This window comes from Leptotrichia massiliensis (assembly GCF_900104625.1).
GTDB lineage: Bacteria > Fusobacteriota > Fusobacteriia > Fusobacteriales > Leptotrichiaceae > Leptotrichia > Leptotrichia massiliensis.
Window position 1 is genome coordinate 448,493 of record NZ_FNVZ01000004.1, and the last position, 20,317, is coordinate 468,809.

General features: G+C 29.0%; 18 protein-coding genes. 10 read left to right on the plus strand and 8 right to left on the minus strand.

Annotated features, from left to right (window positions below; translation table 11 throughout):
• Positions 1-233: 233 nt before the first annotated feature.
• From BQ5344_RS03410 to BQ5344_RS03445, 8 genes are all read left to right on the plus strand, one after another.
• Positions 234-1,310, plus strand: coding sequence for a polysaccharide deacetylase family protein (locus BQ5344_RS03410; protein WP_071124158.1), 1,077 nt, complete (start codon positions 234-236; stop codon positions 1,308-1,310).
• A gap of 153 nt (positions 1,311-1,463) precedes the next feature.
• On the plus strand, positions 1,464-3,221 hold the full coding sequence (locus tag BQ5344_RS03415; protein WP_071124159.1) for an ABC transporter ATP-binding protein: 1,758 nt from the start codon (positions 1,464-1,466) through the stop codon (positions 3,219-3,221).
• Between the two features lie 68 nt (positions 3,222-3,289).
• Positions 3,290-3,886, plus strand: a complete 597-nt coding sequence (locus BQ5344_RS03420; protein WP_071124160.1) for a hypothetical protein — start codon at positions 3,290-3,292, stop codon at positions 3,884-3,886.
• A 107-nt stretch (positions 3,887-3,993) separates the two neighbouring features.
• Complete coding sequence (locus BQ5344_RS03425; RefSeq protein ID WP_021769840.1) at positions 3,994-5,031, plus strand: RnfABCDGE type electron transport complex subunit D; 1,038 nt, start codon at positions 3,994-3,996, stop codon at positions 5,029-5,031.
• Between the two features lie 18 nt (positions 5,032-5,049).
• Complete coding sequence (gene mfd, locus BQ5344_RS03430) at positions 5,050-8,259, plus strand: transcription-repair coupling factor (protein ID WP_071124161.1); 3,210 nt, start codon at positions 5,050-5,052, stop codon at positions 8,257-8,259.
• A 120-nt stretch (positions 8,260-8,379) separates the two neighbouring features.
• Complete coding sequence (locus BQ5344_RS03435) at positions 8,380-9,678, plus strand: alpha/beta hydrolase-fold protein (protein ID WP_071124162.1); 1,299 nt, start codon at positions 8,380-8,382, stop codon at positions 9,676-9,678.
• Between the two features lie 168 nt (positions 9,679-9,846).
• Positions 9,847-10,593 (plus strand): hypothetical protein, encoded by a 747-nt coding sequence (locus BQ5344_RS03440; protein WP_071124163.1) that lies wholly within the window; start codon positions 9,847-9,849, stop codon positions 10,591-10,593.
• Between the two features lie 37 nt (positions 10,594-10,630).
• Positions 10,631-11,302 (plus strand): YwaF family protein, encoded by a 672-nt coding sequence (locus BQ5344_RS03445; RefSeq protein ID WP_071124164.1) that lies wholly within the window; start codon positions 10,631-10,633, stop codon positions 11,300-11,302.
• Positions 11,303-11,438: 136 nt separating this feature from the next.
• Here BQ5344_RS03445 and spoVG read toward each other — a convergent pair whose 3' ends face one another.
• From spoVG to BQ5344_RS03460, 3 genes are all read right to left on the minus strand, one after another.
• Entirely contained in the window at positions 11,439-11,723 is a 285-nt protein-coding gene (spoVG, locus tag BQ5344_RS03450; protein ID WP_071124165.1) for a septation regulator SpoVG, read from the minus strand.
• 259 nt (positions 11,724-11,982) lie between these two features.
• Entirely contained in the window at positions 11,983-12,228 is a 246-nt protein-coding gene (locus BQ5344_RS03455; RefSeq protein WP_071124166.1) for an RNA-binding S4 domain-containing protein, read from the minus strand.
• Positions 12,229-12,246: 18 nt separating this feature from the next.
• On the minus strand, positions 12,247-13,239 hold the full coding sequence (locus BQ5344_RS03460; RefSeq protein ID WP_071124167.1) for a phosphate/phosphite/phosphonate ABC transporter substrate-binding protein: 993 nt from the start codon (positions 13,237-13,239) through the stop codon (positions 12,247-12,249).
• Positions 13,240-13,381: 142 nt separating this feature from the next.
• On the opposite strand from BQ5344_RS03460, the gene BQ5344_RS03465 reads away from it, so the two are divergent.
• Positions 13,382-14,920, plus strand: coding sequence for a VWA domain-containing protein (locus BQ5344_RS03465; RefSeq protein WP_071124168.1), 1,539 nt, complete (start codon positions 13,382-13,384; stop codon positions 14,918-14,920).
• Positions 14,921-15,025: 105 nt separating this feature from the next.
• Here BQ5344_RS03465 and BQ5344_RS03470 read toward each other — a convergent pair whose 3' ends face one another.
• A complete protein-coding gene (locus BQ5344_RS03470; protein WP_083378180.1) occupies positions 15,026-15,775 on the minus strand; it encodes a biotin--[acetyl-CoA-carboxylase] ligase in 750 nt (249 codons plus the stop codon).
• A 178-nt stretch (positions 15,776-15,953) separates the two neighbouring features.
• Here BQ5344_RS03470 and BQ5344_RS03475 point away from each other — a divergent pair, with 178 nt between their 5' ends.
• Positions 15,954-16,625, plus strand: coding sequence for a hypothetical protein (locus tag BQ5344_RS03475; protein WP_071124269.1), 672 nt, complete (start codon positions 15,954-15,956; stop codon positions 16,623-16,625).
• Between the two features lie 115 nt (positions 16,626-16,740).
• On the opposite strand, the gene BQ5344_RS03480 is transcribed toward BQ5344_RS03475, so the two are convergent.
• The 4 genes from BQ5344_RS03480 to BQ5344_RS03495 are packed head-to-tail and all read right to left on the minus strand — an operon-like array spanning position 16,741 to position 20,300.
• Complete coding sequence (locus BQ5344_RS03480; protein ID WP_071124169.1) at positions 16,741-17,583, minus strand: hypothetical protein; 843 nt, start codon at positions 17,581-17,583, stop codon at positions 16,741-16,743.
• The gene (locus BQ5344_RS03485) at positions 17,580-18,281 is read right to left on the minus strand and encodes an ABC transporter ATP-binding protein (protein WP_036071518.1); all 702 of its coding nucleotides are present in this window, start codon (positions 18,279-18,281) and stop codon (positions 17,580-17,582) included. The genes BQ5344_RS03480 and BQ5344_RS03485 overlap by 4 nt, the downstream gene beginning before the upstream one ends.
• 20 nt (positions 18,282-18,301) lie before the next feature.
• Positions 18,302-18,868, minus strand: a complete 567-nt coding sequence (pth, locus tag BQ5344_RS03490; protein WP_071124270.1) for an aminoacyl-tRNA hydrolase — start codon at positions 18,866-18,868, stop codon at positions 18,302-18,304.
• A gap of 28 nt (positions 18,869-18,896) precedes the next feature.
• Positions 18,897-20,300: an MATE family efflux transporter gene (locus BQ5344_RS03495; RefSeq protein WP_071124170.1), complete on the minus strand. Its 1,404-nt coding sequence runs from the start codon at positions 20,298-20,300 to the stop codon at positions 18,897-18,899.
• Between the last annotated feature and the right edge of the window lie 17 nt (positions 20,301-20,317).

Sequence of the window (20,317 nt, forward strand, 5' to 3'; positions counted from 1 at the left end):
TTTTCAATTTTTAGTTGTTATTTTTTTATATTTCGTATAAAATATAGGTGAAAAAAATTGTAATAAATTAAATATAAAGTTAAGATTATTTTATTTAAACTTCTAACATTTTAGTTTTATTTATAATTTAATTTTTATAATGGTTAAATCAAATGGTTTTTTTATAATTTTTGTTAAATCAAGATAATTTTTAGTAAAATAATCATAATTCCTAATAGAAAAGGAAGGAAAAAATGTTATATATATATTTATTTTTAATAATAGGTCTAATATTTTTAGTATTTATTATTTACAACAAAACTAGAAAAAATTTCGTTTTGTGCCTTATGTATCACAGTGTTGACAGTGAAAAAGGGAAAGGTGGAATTTTTTTAGATGAATTTCAAGAACATATAAAATGGATAAAAGATAAAAAAACTTTTAAAATGGAAGAATTAAAGAATTTAAATTATACATTGCCACAAAATTCAATATTGATAACTTTTGATGATGGCTATAAAAATAATTATACTTTGGCTTTTCCAATTTTAAAAAAATACAATATGAAAGCAACAATATTTTTGAATACAAAATTTATTGGAGAAGATGAGGCTTATCTCAATTGGGACGAGATTAAGGAAATGTATCAAAGCGGATTGATTGATTTTCAGCTTCATACACATTCGCATCAATTAACAATAAAGGATATTGAAGTACTTGCTTTTTACAGCAATGAAAGTTCACCATATTTTAAAAGAGAAAGTCATAGTTTATTTTTTGAAGGAAATTATGATCAAAAAAAAGATATGGAAAAGTTAAATGGACTTCCTGTATTCAAATTAAGAAGTAAAATTTCAATTCCTGGATACAGACCAAAGAAGGATTTTGTACAAAAATATCGAAATATTGCACAACTTCAGGAAAATAATAAATCTGAAAACGAAAAAAAGGAATTTTTGAATAAATTGTTTAAAGAAAAGCAAAATGAATTTTTTGACAAAATTAGTGAAGAAGAATTTAGAAAAAATGTAGAATTTGAAATTCTGGAAAATAAAAGGATTATTCAAGAAAAACTTGGAAAAACTCCAGATTGTTTGGCTTATCCTTGGGGACACCGATACAAAGGAAACCGTGAAGATATAAGAAAACTAGGTGTCGATGTGTTTATTACTACTAGAAAAGGCGTAAATTCCTTAAAACTTAATAAAAATTGGATTTACCGTGTAAGCGGAGATGACTTTGAGAGTTTTGATGAGTTTAAAAGGGAATTGACTGATGGTAGCGGTGCATATTACAGAAAATTACGAAATATTTTTGTAAAAAAACATTAATCTGAAAATAAATAAAAAATGATTTAAAATTTATTCAAGTCTAAAAAGATTGAACTAACTTAAAGAATAATAAATCATAGCTTGACGTAAAATGTAAGTTCACTTTTAAAATAATTTTACATACAAGTAAAGAACGAAAGGCAAATTAAACATATGAAAAATATAAAATTAGATTTTGGAGGAATTCAAAAACTGAAAAAATATATAAAAAAATACTATATATTAATTATACTGAATATTCTGTTGGCAACAATGTCATCTCTTGTTTCATCCGCTCCAATAATGCTTATACAAAGGCTGTTTGACAAGGGGATTGCAGGAAAAAATGAAAAGGATATTCTTTATGCGGCTGGAGCAATGATAATGCTCGCTATAATTGGTGCGATACTGATGTACTGGAATACTATTTTCTCAACGGTAATATCGTCATCTATTTATAAAGATATTGTTACTGATATTTACAATAAAATACAAACTTTGGATATGGAATATTTTGCAGGGAAAAAAATAGGGGATATGATGACACGGGTAATGACAGATCCCAGTAATATAAATTCCATTATACTGGAAGTTTTCAATATGATACCCGAAGTTATAAAAGTAATAGTCTGTATGGGTATAGCATTTTACGTAGATTTTGACTTGACACTTGGGGTAATGATTGTAACTCCCATTTTAATAGTAACCGTCAGAAGATATGCAAAAAAACTGAAACGTTCCGGTAAGGACAGACAGGAAGCAATCGACAGCTTAAATTCAAAATTACAGGAAACATTGGCTGGAATACGGATTATAAGGGCATTTGCAACAGAAAAGTCTGAAATAAAGGATTTTAACAAAAAAAATATAAATCTAAAGAGAATTGCTATCAGAACTGCCCGATATAATGCAAAAGCCAATTCAATAATGGAAGCCTTGAATTATATAATTGTAGCATTGCTGTTATTATTTGGAGGTTATCGTGTTTTAAGGGCTCATAACTTTACTGCAGGAGATTTTATCACAATAGTAGGTGCAATTTCATCAATGTACACACCTGCAAGACGTGCTATAACTCGATTTAACGCAATAAGCGTAAACTTGTCTTCAATTACAAGAGTTTCAGAAATTCTTGAAGAAATGCCATCTATTGTAAATAATCCAAATTGCGTAAAATTTGAAAATTTTTCAAATGATATAAATTTTGAAAATGTTGATTTTAAATATAAAGACAATCCTGAAAAAATATTAAAGGATATCAACTTAACCGTCAAGAAAGGTGAAACTGTTGCATTTGTGGGAAATTCCGGTGGCGGAAAATCTACACTCGTAAATTTGATTCCAAGATTTTTTGATGTATCTCGTGGTTCTTTGAAAATTGATGGGACTGATATTAGAGACTATGATGTTAAAAGTTTACGAAAGGCAATAGGAATTGTACCACAGGAAACATTTTTATTTTCAGGAACAATACTTAGTAATATAAAATACAGCCGTCAGGATGCTACTTTAGAGGAAGTTGTGGAGGCTGCTAAACAAGCCAATGCACATGAATTTATTCAAAATCTCTCTGAGGGATATGATACCGAAATTGGGGAACGTGGTGTCAAATTATCTGGTGGACAAAAACAAAGAATTGCAATTGCACGTGCAATTTTAGAAAATCCTCAAATCTTAATTTTAGATGAAGCTACATCAGCGCTTGATAATGAATCTGAAAAGCTTGTTCAGGACGCACTCGAAAAACTTATGAAAGGAAAAACTACATTTGTTATAGCTCATAGGTTGACAACAATCGAAAATAGTAATAAAATAGTAGTGATACAGAAAGGTGAAATAAAAGAAATAGGAAACCATAATGAATTATTAAGCAAAAACGGAATTTACAAAGCATTATATAATAAAAATTTTGATATATCTAAAAAAAATTAATAAAAATTGGTTATTATTAGATTTAAAATTATATTTTGCTAAAAAAATTAAAAAGAAGGAGAAGAAAAATGAAACAGATAAAAGGAATTATTTTATTTTTAATGTCAATAGTATTAGTAGCATTTGGAAGCCAAGATTCAAAAAATTCTAAAAATTTGGTAAAACAGCTTGAAGACGAAACAAAAAAAGTTGGCGATAGAATAAAAGACATAAAAGAAGAAAAAACTGCAAAAATTGAAACTAAAAAGAGTGAACAAAAACAAGCAGTACAGCAACCAACTTCACAACAACCACCAGTTGCAGCAAATCCGACTCAAACTCAGCCAACTGTTGTACAACCTACACCTAATACACCAACACAACCTACACAAGTAGCTTCTTCGGATACAACAAATCCAGCATTTGCACTTAATGATGGTGGTAAAGAAAATGGTAAAAAAGAAAATAGAAAAAACAGAAGAAATAACAAAAATATAGCTAAAGCACCAAAACACAGCCGTCTAAAAGATACTTCTTCTTCATCTGCTGGACAAGAAAAAACATCTAAATCTCAAGATTCTGCTCCAAAATCATCAGGAAGTGGAAGTTCTAATGGAAGTAGTAGTGGAAGCAGCAGTTCAGGATCATCTTCGTCAGGTGGAGGAGATTCAAGTTCATCGGAATAAGTATCTCAATATAATTTGAATTAATAATTAATCTAAAAAGTTAAGTATACATTTACAAAACTAGGTAAAACATATAATACAGATAAGAAAGGTAGTGAAAATTTAATATGTTTAGAAGTAAGAAAAAAGAGTTACAAGAAAATATGACAAAAATAAATATAGATATTTTAATATCTCTAATTCCAATGTTACTTGTAGCATTTTTTGTCTATGAAATAACCCCTATTTTAGTGATTTTATCATCTGTGATTACAGCTGAACTAGCAGAAATAATATTTTCATTTTTCATACAAAAAAATAGAGATTCTTTGAAAGAACTTTCTGGAATTACAATAGGAGCCTTGACAGGGTTTGTGCTTGCACCATTTACACCACTTTATGTGGCAGCATTTGCAGGAGCAATGGCAACAATATTTGGAAAAATTATATATAGAGGAACTGATAAAAAGATTTTTAATCCGGTGATTTTAGGAAAATTATTTGTATTTACATTCTTTCCAGCTGTTCTTGCACCAAATTCCCCAGCCTGGACTGATGCAGAAGGTATGAGAATCGCCAGCGATAATGTTTCAGGATTAGCTTCATTAGTATTGATAAATAGAGGAATAATAGGAGAACTTTCAATAGCTGCAATGGTTATTGGAGCTATTTATTTAATCTATCGAACAAAAATGACTTGGCATATACCAGTATCGTTTTTTGTTACTATTTTCTTTGGATATTATATTACTTCAAGCAATAATGTTAATGTTGTAACTACTTTGGGAGAAATTATCTTTATGGGTATTTTCGTTCTGACAGATACTTTCACTACTCCTAGACATGGACTTGGAAAAGTATTTTTTGGATTTTTAGCTGGGCTTTCTACAATCATATTCTGGTTTTTAGGAATTCAAACTGAAGCAATTATTTATTCCGTATTAATTTTAAATCCTTTCACAAGACCAATAAACACGATATTTAAACCAAATGTTTTTGGTGATGAAGCAGTTTCGTTTGCAGAAATTATACAGGGGCTTGGTTTTGCGATTATTATAGTTTTACTTGCTTTCGCTGTTTCATATTTACATAAGTTTGGATTTGTGCCATATATTGTTTATATTTATGTAGTTTATGGAATATGGCGATTGTACAACAACAGATAAAAATAGGAAAGGCTTTTTATGAACTTTAATTTAAGTTTTTTAAATAAAATAGAAAAATTAAAAAATAAAAAAATGGATATTTTACAATCTGAAAATAATTTTTACCGCGGTGCAATTCCGTGGTTTTTATTATGTTCGGAAAAGAAAAAAATAATTTATATTTCCACATCCAACAGAAATTTGGAAAATTATCATGCAATGCTTGAAAATTATTATGAAATGTCAGAAAAACAACAAGATATTTTAATGAAAAAATCTAAAACTGGTAAAAAAAATATTAAAGAAAGTAAAAAGAAACTGGAAGATGAAAAAATAATTGATATTTTTGAAAATATCTCACAAAACAAGGAAGATATTACAGGAATAAATATAAGACTGCTGGATATTTTAAAAAATCAGGAAAAATTTATTTTATTTGTAAATTTACAGATTACTTTGGATATATTTTTTGAAAAAGTTAAGTTTTTTTCTTTTGAAATTGGGAAAGAATATATTTTTTCAAAAATTGTGGAATTTCTTGTGGAAAATGGATATGAAAATTCATATTTGATTCAGAAAAAGGGGCAGTACAGCAGACGTGGAGATATTCTTGATATTTTCCCACCAGACTTGGAACATCCTGTTAGACTCGAGTTTTTTGGTGATGAACTGGAAAGTATAAGAGTTTTTGATATTGATAGCCAGATTTCTGTGGAAAAGATGGAAGAAATAAAGATTTTTGGAAATTTGCTTTCTGGAAATAATTATGAATTGATTGAGTTTATCGATGAATTGAGGGCGGAAGATGTAACGATTGTTATTGAAAATGAAGAATTGCTGGACTATAAAATGGAAGAGTTTATTTTGCTTGACAGAAGCCGTGAGGAAACTTATCGAAAAAGGTATGAAAATCTGAAGAAAAAAAGCATTTTTGTTCAGACTAAAAATTTCTCACAGGAGCAGATTGAGACTTTTAGGGATAAAAATAGGCTTGAAAAATTGTCAAAAATTGAAGATATTTATATTTTTACGAATAACTATGAGAAGAAAATGGCTGAATTTGGACAAATTCTGACTGAAAAAGAAAACAATCTGGAAATTGAAAAATATGAGCTGTTTGAAGGATTTATCTTTAATGATAATTCAGAAAATCCAGATAATAAAAATAGAAAAAATAATTTTATTGTGCTTACAGACAGGGAGCTTGACGGATATATTTACGAGCGAAAGAAAAAAACGGCAAAAGCTATAAAATATAAAAAGGTTAATCAGATAATCGAAGGCGATTATGTAATTCATGTTCAATATGGTGTTGGAATTTATAAAGGTATTCAGACAATGGAAGAGCAGGATTATTTGAAAATCAAGTATGCTGATGAGGACATTTTGTATATTCCTGTGGAAAAACTGGATAGATTGGAAAAATATGTGTCAAATGATACAGAACCGCAGTTATTTAGGCTGGGAACACGTGGATTTAAACGAAAAAGGAAAAAACTCGAAGAAGATATTCAGAAATTTGCGGCGGAACTTATCAAAATACAGGCACGACGACAAAGCCAGAATGGTTTTGTGTATCAAAAGGATACTGTGTGGCAGGAGGAATTTGAGGCGAATTTTCCATTTGAAGAAACAGAAGATCAGAGAAATGCCATAAATGATGTGAAAAAGGATATGGAAAGTCCTCAAATAATGGACAGAATTGTGTGTGGAGATGTTGGATATGGGAAAACGGAAGTCGCGATGAGAGCGGCATTCAAAGCGATTGACAATGGGAAGCAGGTTGTTATGGTGGCTCCGACTACGGTGCTTGCGGAACAGCATTTTGAACGGTTTAAAAGAAGATTTGAAAATTATCCGATTACGATTGAGAATTTATCACGGCTTACGAAAAGTAAATCCAAGGACATTTTAAAAAATCTAAAAAACGGAATTATTGACTTAGTTATTGGAACTCACAGGCTTCTAAGCGATGACGTGCAGTTTAAGAACCTAGGGCTTTTAATTATTGATGAGGAGCAAAAATTTGGCGTTAAGGCTAAAGAAAAGTTAAAATCTCAAAGGGAAAAACTGGATGTGCTGACATTAACTGCGACTCCGATTCCACGTACATTAAATCTTGCGATGCTTGGAATCAGAGAGATTTCCATAATTGATACACCTCCAACAAACAGGCTTCCCATTATAACAGAAATTCTCGATTGGGATGAAGAAACAATAAAAATGGCGATACTGCGTGAACTGTCACGTGATGGGCAAGTTTTCTATATTTATAACGATGTAAAAAATATGAAGGAAAAATTGAAGGAACTGAAGGAAATGCTTCCAGACTTTGTAAAAATCGAATTTATAAATGGACAGCTTCCGCCAAAGGAAATTAAAGATAAGTTATTGCGTTTTGAAAATGGGCAGTTTGACATTCTGATTGCTTCAACAATTATTGAAAATGGAATTGATGTGGGAAATGCCAATACCATTTTGATTGAAAACTTTACTGGTCTAGGATTATCTCAGGTGTACCAGCTGAAAGGACGTGTAGGGCGTAGCAACAGGCAAGGTTACTGTTATTTATTAAAAACGAGAAATATTACAAAGCAGGGGAAGCAAAAGGAAGAAAGCATGCTAAAAGTGGAAGGGATAAAATCAGGAGGTTTTCAAATTTCGATGGAAGACTTGAAAATACGTGGTGCTGGGGAAATTTTGGGAGATAAGCAGCACGGAACAATTGAAACTTTTGGATATGATTTATATATAAAAATGCTAAATGAGGAAATTCGCAAGCAAAAGGGCGAGTTTGTCGAAAAAATTGAAAATGTGGAAATTATTCTGGATGAAAGAGGATTTATTCCAGAAACATATATTCAAAAAGACGAAAGGCTAAATATCTATAAACGTTTTGCAATGCTGGAAACAGACAGCGAATTAACTGATTTGCTTGATGAAATTAGAGATAGGTTTGGAAAAATTCCAGAGCAGATGAAAAAATTTATTTTAAGCATTAAATTAAAATTATTTGCTGAAAAATATAAAATTCAGAGAATTCTCGAAACAAGAAATCATTTTGAACTGTATTTTTTAGAAAATGCACAAGCAGAGCAAAATGAATTAAATGAAAGAATTGAAATGAAAAAAGTAGTAAGAACTATTGATACAGTAAGTCCGAAAGGGAAAAATAACGAGAAAGATACTGCTGATAATCTTGTTGTAATGAAAGTAAACAAGAAAGATTTTTTAAATATTGTGAAATAGCATTATTTAAAAAGCAACATTTCGGACAGTAGAAAAATACAAAAAAGTGTGGTAAAATTTATAAAAGGTTTTAATTTTTAAGCAGCATAAAATAATAAAAAACAGAAAAGGAGAGTATCTATGAAAAGAATATTATTATTTTTGACAATATTTGGGATGTTACTATCTATGGTGAGCTTTTCGGCAGAAACTACAACATTTAAAATGGAAAAAATAAAATATCCTAAAGGTATTAGAAATGTAACATCTGTAACAGAAGTATTTGGAACAGGACAACAAGTTACACATATTATTGTGGAATTTAACGAAAAAGTTGTAAATTCTCAATTGACTAAAAATACTTTTACAGTAGCTGGACGAAATGTGGAAAATGTATATTCAAACACACGTCCTGAAAGAACTAATATCGTAAAAGACGGAAAATATGTAATTATTGAATTAAATCCTAAGGATGCAGGAGCTTCTCTTCGTATTGAAGGAGGACCAGGAACTGGGTTTCAAATGAAAAAAGCTACATCGAGTATTACACAAAAGGAAGATATTTTATTTACAAATAGTAAAAAATTGGAAAAAAGCATTGCAATACTTGAAAATAATAAAACAAAAAATTTAGTTGTCGAAAATTTTAAACAATTTGAATATAAAGATCCAAAAACAGGAACATTAGTAAAATATAATTTGTACATTCCAAAAAATTATGACAAAAATAAAAAATATCCACTTGTACTGTTTATGCATGATATGGGTGTTCTAAGTGAAGATACAAAAGCTACTTTATTACAGGGAAATGGTGCTATTTCATTTGCTACTCCTGAGGAACAAGCAAAACACGAGGCATTTGTACTGGCTCCACAATATTCAAGACAAGTTGTAAATGATAATGGCGATATTACAAGCGATTTAGACGCAACTGTAAATCTTGTAAAAGATCACTTGCTTTCAAAATATAGTATTGATGAAAAAAAATTATACGCAACAGGGCAATCAATGGGTGGAATGATGGCAATTGTTATGAACTTTAAATACCCTGATCTATTTGCTGCTTCATATTTAGTAGCTTGCCAATGGAATGAAAAGGAAGTAACTCCTATGGCAAAAAATAATCTTTGGATAATGATTTCAACTGGAGATGAAAAAGCTTATCCAGGTATGAATACTATTACAAGTGAACTTATTAAAAGAGGAGCAACTGTGACAAGAGATACTTGGAAAGCCGACTACACAAATGAACAATTTTTAGAAGGTACAAGAAAAGTTATAGCTCAAAAATCAAATATCAAATATACAACACTTGAAAAAGGAACAAACCCATATTTGTCAAAAGATGCTAATTCTGGATCAGAACATTCAGGAACTTGGAAAATTGCTTACAGTATTTCTGGGATAAAAGACTGGATATTTTCACAAGCAAAGCAATAATCAACATTACAAGGTTTTAAATAAAACTTTGAACGTAGGAAATAAAAAGTGAACTAGTTAAGAGATATATTAAAAAATAACTAATTTTATTAACCTAATAATTGGTAAAGGCACTTACATAGTTAAGTTTAGTTAAAAAATCATTATAAAAATAGAAATGAGGTTAAAATGAAAGAAATAAATGAATCATTAAAAAATAAAGATTTAACGCAAAAAGATTATTATATTAAATCTTTTGAAGTTTTTAAGAAATTGTTAAGTACAGATAAAAAATATCTACCTTCAATTATAGCATTATTTACACTTAACGGTTATATAATGCATAATTCATTTGTTACTACGATAAAAGCTGTACATACTCAACAAGTTCCAAAATTACCAACAATGGAGGTGTTGATGAACCTTTTAATTCTAATAATAATAGAATATGCTTTGAATTTATTCCAAAATGACGTTATTAATAGAATTGACAAAAAAAATGAATTGACAAGAAAGGATATATTACTAAGGTCTATAATTTTAGCTATAGCAATGACATTTATAGGTAATCTTACAAAATCTTTAGGACCGATAGGTATAGCAGTTATATTTTTAATTGCATACTTTGCAGCATTTTTTAGACAAATATATTTATCAAGAAATATAAACCTGACAACTGCATTTGAAAGAAATCTAAAACTGCTAGAAAACAATAGAGTTAGTATTATTCTTCCTTTATTTTTAATAAATATAATTTCAGCTATCATATCATCTTTTTTGATGGCATCTGCTTCAGTAACTGTATTAAAATCACCAAATGCAACTATGACAGTAATAATTATTCTTATTATCTCTAGAATTTTAGTTGGAATATTTGAAATTTATAAAAAAATTCTGGCAAGTATAATTTTCTTAAATGTAGAAAATAACCAATAATTAATTTCACAAATGGAAATTTAGAAAGGAGAAACTTTTGACTTTTAGTTATTTTAGCCCTATTCATATAGAAACTTTTATTGTGTCTATTTTATTTTGTATATTTTTATTTTACATTCCTAAATTTTTCAAAAATTTGGATATAAATAAGTACTCAACTTTTTTAGGATATTTCTTATTAATATTTAAGTTAGTTGACTCGATTTACAGGTTAATATATCAAAATGAGCCGATAACTAATGTAACACCTGTACATCTTTGTAATTTTGCAGCAATTTTTGCAGGGCTATATTTGATTTTTAAAACAAAATTTTTGTATAATGCCGTATACTATTTAACTTTTGGACCAATATTAGCATTAATTTTACCAGGAATAATATACTATCACGATAATTATTATGTTTATCTTTTTATGATAATGCACGCTCTTATTGTTTTTACAGCTTTTTTTGGTTATAGATATCTAAATGATAAGCCTACAAAAAAAGGATTTTTTCAGTCAGTAATTACACTGCTGCTAATATTCCTTTACGCATTCATTTATAACTGGATATTTAAAGAGATAAATGCAATGTTTTTAAAAAGCCACATTATCCCACAAGTAAAGTTTATAAATCCAATTTGGCTATATGATATTGTTCTTATTCTTACAATGATATTTTTACAATTTTTGCTGTATTTGCCAGTTATGCAAAGAAATAAAAGATAAAATTGCGGTAGAAATGTTAAATAATAGAATCGTTTTAAAAAAATAAATAGACAAGAAAAAAGTACACCACTGATATTAGTATTAATGTATATATAATTTTAGTATTTTTAGGTGTACTTTTAATTTTTTCAATTTTTTATTCTGCGTCAGGTTGAGCAGCACTTTCCTCTTCAAATTTTTCTAAAATAACTTGTGTTATTTCGGCTCTTAATTCAGGTTTTATAGGATGAACAATATCCTTAAATTCTCCATTTGGCATTCTTCTTGAAGGCATTGCTACAAAAAGCCCATTTTGACCTTCAATTATCTTTAATCCATGAATGACAAAACTTTCATCAAATGTGATGTCAGCATACGCCCGTAACCTTTCATTGTTTTCCGTTTGTTTTCCAATTCTAATACGAATATCAGTAACTTTCATAAGTCTTCTCCTTGTTTTGTAATTTATATTTTATATTTTCCATTATAATTATACCTCATTTGTTAAAAAAAACAAGTGAAAACCTCAATAAAAATACAATATTTACTGTATTTTTATGTAGCTTATAAAGCTAATTCATAATCAAACTTTTTGACAATAAAATTGTTTAAAATTTAAGTAAAATAATTAAAATCTTTAAGTTTAATTTAAATATCTAATGCAAAAATTACTATTATTTTATTCCAAACAAGAAAAATAATTAGTCAATTATTTGGATATATTCATCAATAAATTCCTTTTTTAGGCTTTCAGGCGGTAGATCCAGTACTTTTACCTTTATATTCTTGTTAAAATACTTTATGTCAAAAATATCGCCTTTTTTTACATCATAAGAAGATTTTTTCTGCTCTCCGTTTACAGCAATGTTTCCATTATCTGCCAATTCTTTTGCCACTGTTCTTCTTTTTATAATTCTTGTTACTTTTAAAAATTTATCTAAACGCATTTTTTCCCTCGATTTTTATTATTTTATATCTTTCATTCCTTCATACCAAGCTGTATTTGTTTCCACAAATCCAACATTTGGGTTTTCTTTTAAGAAAAGTCCTCTTATTTTACTTTTCTTATCACTGAAAATGTGTGGATTGTCAGTTGTTGATTTAGCTAAAAGTGCCTTTTTGATTTTTTCCTGATCTTCTTTTGCTAAAGTTTTTGTATTAAATACGATTGGCCCATTGTAAACAGGTATTGATTTTATAACTGTAAAGCTTTTTCCAGCATAATCCCCAAATGGTGCAACTGCTCCTTTTTTCACTTTATATGTAGCTCCTGAATTAAAGTCTTTTCCAGCAGTTAGCTCATAAATTGTAAATGATTTTGGAATAGCAAATGTTGCAACGTCAACATCTCCTTTAAATAATAAAACTTGTGCTCCTGGATGTGAATTTCCAAACATAACTTTTGAAAATACTTTATTTCCAAGCACTTCATCTGTATTTTTTAGCCCAAACTCTTTTACAATGTAATTAGCAGGTATTTTAAATCCTGATGTAGAGCTGTTTGTAACAAATCCCATAGATTTACCTTTTAATTTTTTCAAGTCAAATCCATCTCCAGAACGGTATTGATTAGCATCTTCTTCTCTTACTGCAATAAAGCTGTAATAACGTGCATCTTCCAATGTTCCACTTTCTCCTGCATTTGTAAGCACTGCCTCAATATCCTTAGTTCTCTGTCTAGCATTCAAATACGCTTCAGCTCCAATATAAGCTATTTGTGACTGACCAGAAATAATATTTTCAACCGTAATATTGTAATCTGTAGTTGTTACAATTTCAACCTTTTTCCCAGTCGCTTCTTGTACAACCCGTGCAAATTCTTCTCTTGACTTTTTCAACGAATCATTAGTTTCATTAGGTAAAAATACAATTTTAATTGTATCATTCTTTTTACCACAACTAATTGCAAATAACAAAATTGCCAGCAATAACAAACTTCTTAAAATATTTTTTCTCATAATACCTCCTAAATAATATAAATAAATCTGCCTTATTATAGCATTTGTTATTTGCATAGTCAATTCTATATTTTTTGTGGTATACTTATATTAGATAAATTAAAAAAACTAAATAAAGAACTACAATTTTTAGGAGGTTTTCATGAAAAAAAATAAATGGAAAAAATTATTAATTTTAAGTATTGCACTTTTAGTCTTGACAGCCTGCTTCAATAAAAAAGAAGATATAGACAAAAAGGAAGACAAGAAAAAAGAATCAGAAAAACAGCTTTCAGAAGAGGAACTCCAAAAAGGGAAAGGCGTTAACGGGGATTTGCCTGATATTGTGTACACATATGAGGGAATAGTAGATGCGGCACCTGGAATCTACCAGTTTCCTGATACTTATGAAGAAAATATAGTAAAAAAATCAGATATCTGGAGAGAAAATGTTCAGAATGAACTGAAAAAAATTAAACCTGCCTTAGGTGAAGATGCTTCTGATGAAGAAGTTGAACGTCTCTTCAAGAAATTTTTATACATAGCAGGCTATGATTATGAGCCGATTGAAACTCTTGACAGATTTTCATATGTAATCTTCAAGGACGACATGGTAAATCCTTTTACAAAACAAAAAATTGAAGAAAATATGAATGTCAATCTAGAAATCATTTTAGATGCCAGCGGTTCAATGAAACAGAAAATAGGAGATAAAACAATGATGGAAATCGCAAAGGAATCTATAGAGAAAGTTATTTCTGAAATGCCCGCAAACACAAAAGTAGGACTGAGGGTTTTCGGCCATAAGGGCGACAATACGGCAAGTAAAAAACAGGAATCATGTTCCGCCAACGAACTGATTTCACCGATTGAAACTTTAAATAAGGATAAGCTAAAAAGCTCTTTAGCTCTAATTCAGCCTACAGGATGGACTTCCATAGCAAAATCGATTGAAAACGGAGCAAATGACTTAAAAGCATTAAAAGGTGAAAAAACATTGAATATCCTGTATATCATTACGGACGGTATCGAAACATGCGACGGTAATCCTGTTGAAACAGCGAAAAAATTTAAAAATGAAAATACAGATATAGTTTTAGGAATAATAGGGTTTAATGTGGATGCCAATCAGAATAAAGTGCTGAAAGAAATTGCAAATGCCGCAAATAGTTATTATTCTTCAGCAAATGATGCCGCTAAATTGACAGAAGAACTGCAGAGAATACATGAAATAGCTTTCTCTGACTATAAATGGGAACCTTTAAATGATTCTATGATAAATAGAATAATAGCATCTCATAATTTGACACTGACAATGAACAAATTTCTTATAGAAAGATCTCTGGGAGAAAAAAATAATATGAGCTCTCTTATAATGTATGGGTCAAAAAGTTATTCAAATGATTCTAAATTTGCAGGATTATATGAATTTAACGGAAAAATATCTAAAAAACTTAAAGCGCTCAGCGAAGAGAGAAGAGAGAAAATAAAGGCACTGTATAAAACTGAATTTGAAAAAATTGAAAAACAGTCGCAAGACTATATAGCACAGATTAAAGCTAGAAAAGGAGCAACAGTGGCATATATTCCAACAACAAGCAGAAAAAATCCTATGAGCAAATATTGGAACGGACATGGTGGAAAAGGCGGTACGATTAAAGATGCTAAAAAAGATAATGAAGAGTTAAGAAAAAAACAATAATAAAAGAGGCCTATGCCTCTTTTTTAATTTACTAAATATCCCAAAATTTAGACTACTTTTAAACTATATTGATTTTACAATTTTTTAACAAAAATCTAAAAAAAATTATGAAGAATAAACTATCTTTTCAAAAACTTCCCCAACTGAAAAACTCCTAACTTCAGGATTTCGATTATCTGTTTTTTCAATCAAAATCTGAAGCTCCCCATTTTCATCAATATTCTGAGCAACTCCTGAAATAACTTCATTGCCAAATTTTAATTCAATTTTTTTACCTTTCAAATAATTTATCTGATTAATTTCCTTTAAAATATCCTTCCAGAATCCATTTTCTAAATTTTCACACAATGTTTGAAATTCTAAAACAATATTTTTTATAACTTCATCAATTTCATATTTTTTATTTCTTATTTGAGTCAATGAAATGGCTTTACTTTTTAAGTTTTCTGGCAACATATTATTTACATTTATCCCAATTCCCGTAATATAAACATCTTCAGTTTTTTCTATTAGAATACCACATAATTTCATATTTTCCACATAAACATCATTAGTCCATTTGAATTTATATTCTAAATTTTCAATTTTTCTAAGTCCCTTTATAACTGCAATTCCAGCAATCAATGGCAATTTCAAATAATCCTCAATTTCCCAGTTATCTCTTTCCTTTAAAAAGAAACTAAAAAGTGCCATCCCATCCAACGAAATCCAGTCATTCTGCCTACGTGCCTTTCCATGCGTCTGAACTCTAGCAGAAATAACATCAAATTCCTCATAGCTTTTATGATTTTTTCGCAAATATTCATTCGTTGAATCAATTTCGTTAAATTTATATAATTTTATATTTTTCTTCATTTTAGTTTTCTCCATTCTTATCCCTTTATTTTAATATTTTACGCCTATTAAGTGTAAAAAGTCAATAGATTTTGGATAGAATTTTTTTTACTCTGCTGCTTTAATTTTTATTTATTGAAATAAAAAATAGAATATGTTAAAATTTAACAAGAATGAAAATAAAGGAAAAATGATAAAAATGCAAGAAAATAAAAATTTGAATATAGATAAAGAAAAAAAACTTTTTTATAAAACTTATGAATATCGAAATTTGAAAGCACTAAAAATATTTTTGGGGTTTACAAGGGAAAAGGGAAAAAATTCTTTTGAGATTGCGAAACATCTGGAAAAAGATTTTCCAGAACTAAATTTCATGAAAATTATAGAATACAAGGTTATAAAATATACTCCTTTTCATATAAAAATAGAAACTGTTTCAGAAAATATAAACCAAACATTTACTGGAAATTTTATATCATATTATAATTATTTAGTTGAAAAAAATGATTTCGAGCTTACTTATAAAACAGTTCATTTGTGGCTTGATTTTGAAACAAAATTTTTTGAAAAAGAATATTATCATATGGATTTCAGTCTTGGAAACTTTTTTATAGATAAAAATAGTGAAAAAATTGCTTTTATTGATTTTGATGACATTGTAAGAAAACCTCCTTTTTTTAGAAAACGTCTTTTTTTAACAAAATCTATCAGAAGTTTTGAGGGGTCAATGAAATTCTTTTTATCGGTAAAAAACTTTTCAAAGGAAGAAAATCAAAAGGTTATTGATAGATTAGAAGAAATTAAGAAAAAATACGGCGTTATTTCAAGAGAAAAAGATTTAAGACAGACTGAAAAAATTTTAAACAGATAATTTCTGAGTACACTATAAAAAATAGAAAAAACTCTAAATTGAACTACACATTAGTTTTCTTTAGAGTTTTATTTTAAATTTGTTGCATTTTATTATAAAATCTATCTTAATTAAATTATTCCAAATTCAATTTATTTTTTAATAAATAATTTACTACAAAAAATATTATAACCGAAAATATTATACTTGTAAAAAGTAGTCCCAAATTGGTATTAAAAAGGTACTCAAATGTTTTCAAGGCTTCCACATCTGAATCATTATAGCTATTACTGTAATTCTTAAAGTCCAAAAAATACGTCATAGTTAATATAAACCTTTTTATCAAGTTTATAACTGCCCCAAGAATCATATATGTACCGACTCCAGTCAAAACTCTGTAAGATTTTACCATATTTGCAATACTTATGCACAAAAATAAAAATAATATTTTTTCAATCGTCATAACTAACATAGAAATAATACTGATTATTAAAGTAGTACTTATAGAATGCCGTAAAAATATCTCTATTTCACGAAAAACTTCAGGTCTAAATATATTTGCTTTAATTACTTCTTCCAAAGGAATAACAAACCAAAAAGTAAAAAATACTATAATCCCATTTACAACAAACCAGCCAAAAAATGTTATTAATTTTGCTAAAATTATTTCATATGTTTCAATAGGCAAAGTATTTGTCAAATATCCCTCATTCGCATAAATAGAACGATAATAACGGATTATTACCGCATAATAAGTCATCAAAATTAGTCCAATAATTGCGATTACATAACCAAAATACGACATAAACTGAAAAATACCCGTAGAAATTCTTACACTTTCGTCAAGTTTTTCATTTAATAAAACAAACCAGAATAATCTTATTACGATTCCCATTACTCCCATTCCAATATAAAATGGAAGCATCAATTTACTTACATCCATAAAATCATATTTAATTAATTTCCCTAAATTTTTCAATATTTAAACACCTCCCTAAAGTATTCATCAACTGTTTTATTATTTTCATTTATTATACTTTTCACATCCTGATAAAGTAAAATTTCACCTTTACTTATGAAAATTGCCTCATCCAGCACCTTTTCCACATCCGCTATTAAATGTGTAGAAATTATAACTGTTGCTTCTCTGTTATAATTTTTTATAACAGTATTTAAAATATAATCTCTTGCGGCAGGATCAACTCCTGCTATCGGCTCGTCCAACAAATATAACTTAGCACGTCTGCACATAACAAGTATTAATTGAACTTTTTCCTTCATTCCCTTTGAAAGCAGCTTAAATCTTCTTGTTGTATCAATTCCCAAATCCTTTAACATATTTTGTGCTTTTTCACGGTCAAAATCATCATAAAAATCAGCAAATAATTGCAAAATTGCGTTTACAGTCTTAGAATTATCCAAATAATTCTTATCAGGCAAATATGAGACAATTTTTTTTGTTTCAACACCTGGATTTTGTCCATTTATAAGAATTTCACCTTCTGTTGGCTTTAATAGTCCATTTAACAGCTTTATAAAAGTTGTTTTCCCACTTCCATTTGGTCCTAATAATCCAATAATTTTACCAGTTTCTATTGATAAATTTACATTATTTAATGCATTATCAAAATCATAAGTTTTGGATAGATTAGTACATTTTAAAATAACGTTACCCATTAAACCATTCCTTTCCATTTTTATTTAGTGTTATATTTATTCATTAATTTTGAAATCGTCATATCGTCTTTTATATCGTCAATCAAGTTAAATATTTTCTCTCTTGAATCTTTCACAACTTCCTTTTCCTCAGGCGAAAATTTTCCTAATACAAATCCCAATGTCTCTTCCTTCGTCTTTGGTTTTCCAATTCCAAATTTTATTCGCACAAATTCATTTCCAATATGGGAAATAATGGATTTTATTCCATTGTGTCCGCCTGCACTTCCATTTTGCTTAATTTTCAGCTTTCCAAACTGCATATCCATATCGTCGTAAATTACAAAAAGTTCCGTTTTCGGATCAATCTTAAAAAATCTGACAGCTTCTCCAATTGCTTCTCCACTCAAATTCATAAACGTAGTTGGCTTCTGATAAAAAACCTTGTCCCCATTGTAAGTAGTCTGTACAAACAATGACTTAAACTTTTCTCTTACATCATTTATATTATTTTCCTTCAAATATTCGTCAATAAATATAAAACCGATATTATGCCTTGTCAATTTATACTGTTCTCCAGGATTTCCCAGTCCCACTATTAATTTCATTAAATTTTTTCTCCTTTTTTCAATCTTTTTAATTGTCTTCATCCAATTTAGGAATTTTTTTCATTTCCTTTTTCAAAATGATTACCGATACAATAAATGCTACCAGATCCGCTATTGGAAAAGCGAACATAATTCCATCAACTCCCATAAAGTACGGTAAAATTATAAGTAGCGGCAATAATGATATAATCTGTCTTACAAGCGATAGAACAGCCCCTTGGAATGCCCTTCCAATTGATGTTAAGAACAATGTAATTGCACCTTGAATACCATTTAAAAATATGAAAAATAAAAATATTCTCATATATTTTGTTCCGTATTTAAAGTAAAGTTCGCTTCCACTTCCAAATACAGAAATTATCTGTACCGGGAAAATTTGGAATATTGCAAATGCTACTATTGAAATAACAAAAGCGGCTTTTAATGTCAATTTTAATATTTCACGGACTCTCGTATATTTCCTTGCTCCATAGTTGTATCCTGCAATAGGCTGTGCCCCCTGTGTCAGTCCCAATACAATCGCTATAAATATAACATTTATTTTCATAACAATTCCAGCAACAGCAATTGGAATTTCACTTCCATAAATGGATTTTGCCCCGTATATCTTTAGCAGATTATTTGTTACAATTTGTATAATTAAAGCAGAACATTGAAAAATAAAAGGCGATGTTCCAAATGCAAATAAAATCCCTATTTCTCGTATTCTTATCTTAAAATCCCTTAACTCAAATTTCACGCTTTTAAACCTGAAAAAATACAAAGCTAGCATAACTGCTGATACAAACTGCCCAATTACAGTTGCCCAAGCCGCTCCATCCATTCCCATATCAAATCCAAACATAAATAACGGATCTAATATAGTATTTACAAGTGATCCAACAACTATCGCAAGCATCGAATAAAACGCATTTCCATCAGCTCTTACCAAAGGGTTTGCCCCTATTGAAAATAATAAAAATGGTATCCCTAAAGATGTAATCCGAGTATATTCAATAGCATAGTCAAAAATCTGATTTGTCGCACCGAATGCTGTTAACATAGGCTTTAAAAATATATTAATCAATATGCATAATATAATTCCACCTAAAAGAAGCATCGTTACTGCCGTTCCAGCCACACTTTTTGCTCTTTTTGGACGCTTTCTACCTAATTCCAGATTAAAGTTCGTCGCAGCCCCCACTCCCGTCATAAGTCCAATCGCAAGACAAATTGTCGTAAGTGGAAAAGCCACATTCGTAGCTGCATTTCCTAGAAATCCAATTTTCTGTCCAATAAAAATCTGATCCACAATATTATAAAGTGCATTTACAAGATTAGCAATAATTGCTGGTACTGCAAGTGAAACTAGCAATTTTGGAATTGATTCTGTGCCAAATCTCATTTTTTTGTTATCTACCAAGCTGTTTTTTATCTTTATACTTTCTTCCATTCTTTTTCCTTCCTAAA

Excerpts from the sequence above, each read along its gene's own strand:
- BQ5344_RS03425 (WP_021769840.1), top strand. The coding sequence starts at position 3,994 with ATGTTTAGAAGTAAGAAAAAAGAGTTACAAGAAAATATGACAAAAATA.
- BQ5344_RS03485 (WP_036071518.1), bottom strand. The coding sequence starts at position 18,281 with ATGGGTAACGTTATTTTAAAATGTACTAATCTATCCAAAACTTATGAT.
- BQ5344_RS03455 (WP_071124166.1), bottom strand. The coding sequence starts at position 12,228 with ATGCGTTTAGATAAATTTTTAAAAGTAACAAGAATTATAAAAAGAAGA.
- BQ5344_RS03420 (WP_071124160.1), top strand. The coding sequence starts at position 3,290 with ATGAAACAGATAAAAGGAATTATTTTATTTTTAATGTCAATAGTATTA.
- BQ5344_RS03475 (WP_071124269.1), top strand. The coding sequence starts at position 15,954 with ATGCAAGAAAATAAAAATTTGAATATAGATAAAGAAAAAAAACTTTTT.
- pth (WP_071124270.1), bottom strand. The coding sequence starts at position 18,868 with ATGAAATTAATAGTGGGACTGGGAAATCCTGGAGAACAGTATAAATTG.
- spoVG (WP_071124165.1), bottom strand. The coding sequence starts at position 11,723 with ATGAAAGTTACTGATATTCGTATTAGAATTGGAAAACAAACGGAAAAC.
- BQ5344_RS03410 (WP_071124158.1), top strand. The coding sequence starts at position 234 with ATGTTATATATATATTTATTTTTAATAATAGGTCTAATATTTTTAGTA.
- BQ5344_RS03495 (WP_071124170.1), bottom strand. The coding sequence starts at position 20,300 with ATGGAAGAAAGTATAAAGATAAAAAACAGCTTGGTAGATAACAAAAAA.
- BQ5344_RS03470 (WP_083378180.1), bottom strand. The coding sequence starts at position 15,775 with ATGAAGAAAAATATAAAATTATATAAATTTAACGAAATTGATTCAACG.
- mfd (WP_071124161.1), top strand. The coding sequence starts at position 5,050 with ATGAACTTTAATTTAAGTTTTTTAAATAAAATAGAAAAATTAAAAAAT.
- BQ5344_RS03440 (WP_071124163.1), top strand. The coding sequence starts at position 9,847 with ATGAAAGAAATAAATGAATCATTAAAAAATAAAGATTTAACGCAAAAA.
- BQ5344_RS03415 (WP_071124159.1), top strand. The coding sequence starts at position 1,464 with ATGAAAAATATAAAATTAGATTTTGGAGGAATTCAAAAACTGAAAAAA.
- BQ5344_RS03465 (WP_071124168.1), top strand. The coding sequence starts at position 13,382 with ATGAAAAAAAATAAATGGAAAAAATTATTAATTTTAAGTATTGCACTT.
- BQ5344_RS03460 (WP_071124167.1), bottom strand. The coding sequence starts at position 13,239 with ATGAGAAAAAATATTTTAAGAAGTTTGTTATTGCTGGCAATTTTGTTA.
- BQ5344_RS03435 (WP_071124162.1), top strand. The coding sequence starts at position 8,380 with ATGAAAAGAATATTATTATTTTTGACAATATTTGGGATGTTACTATCT.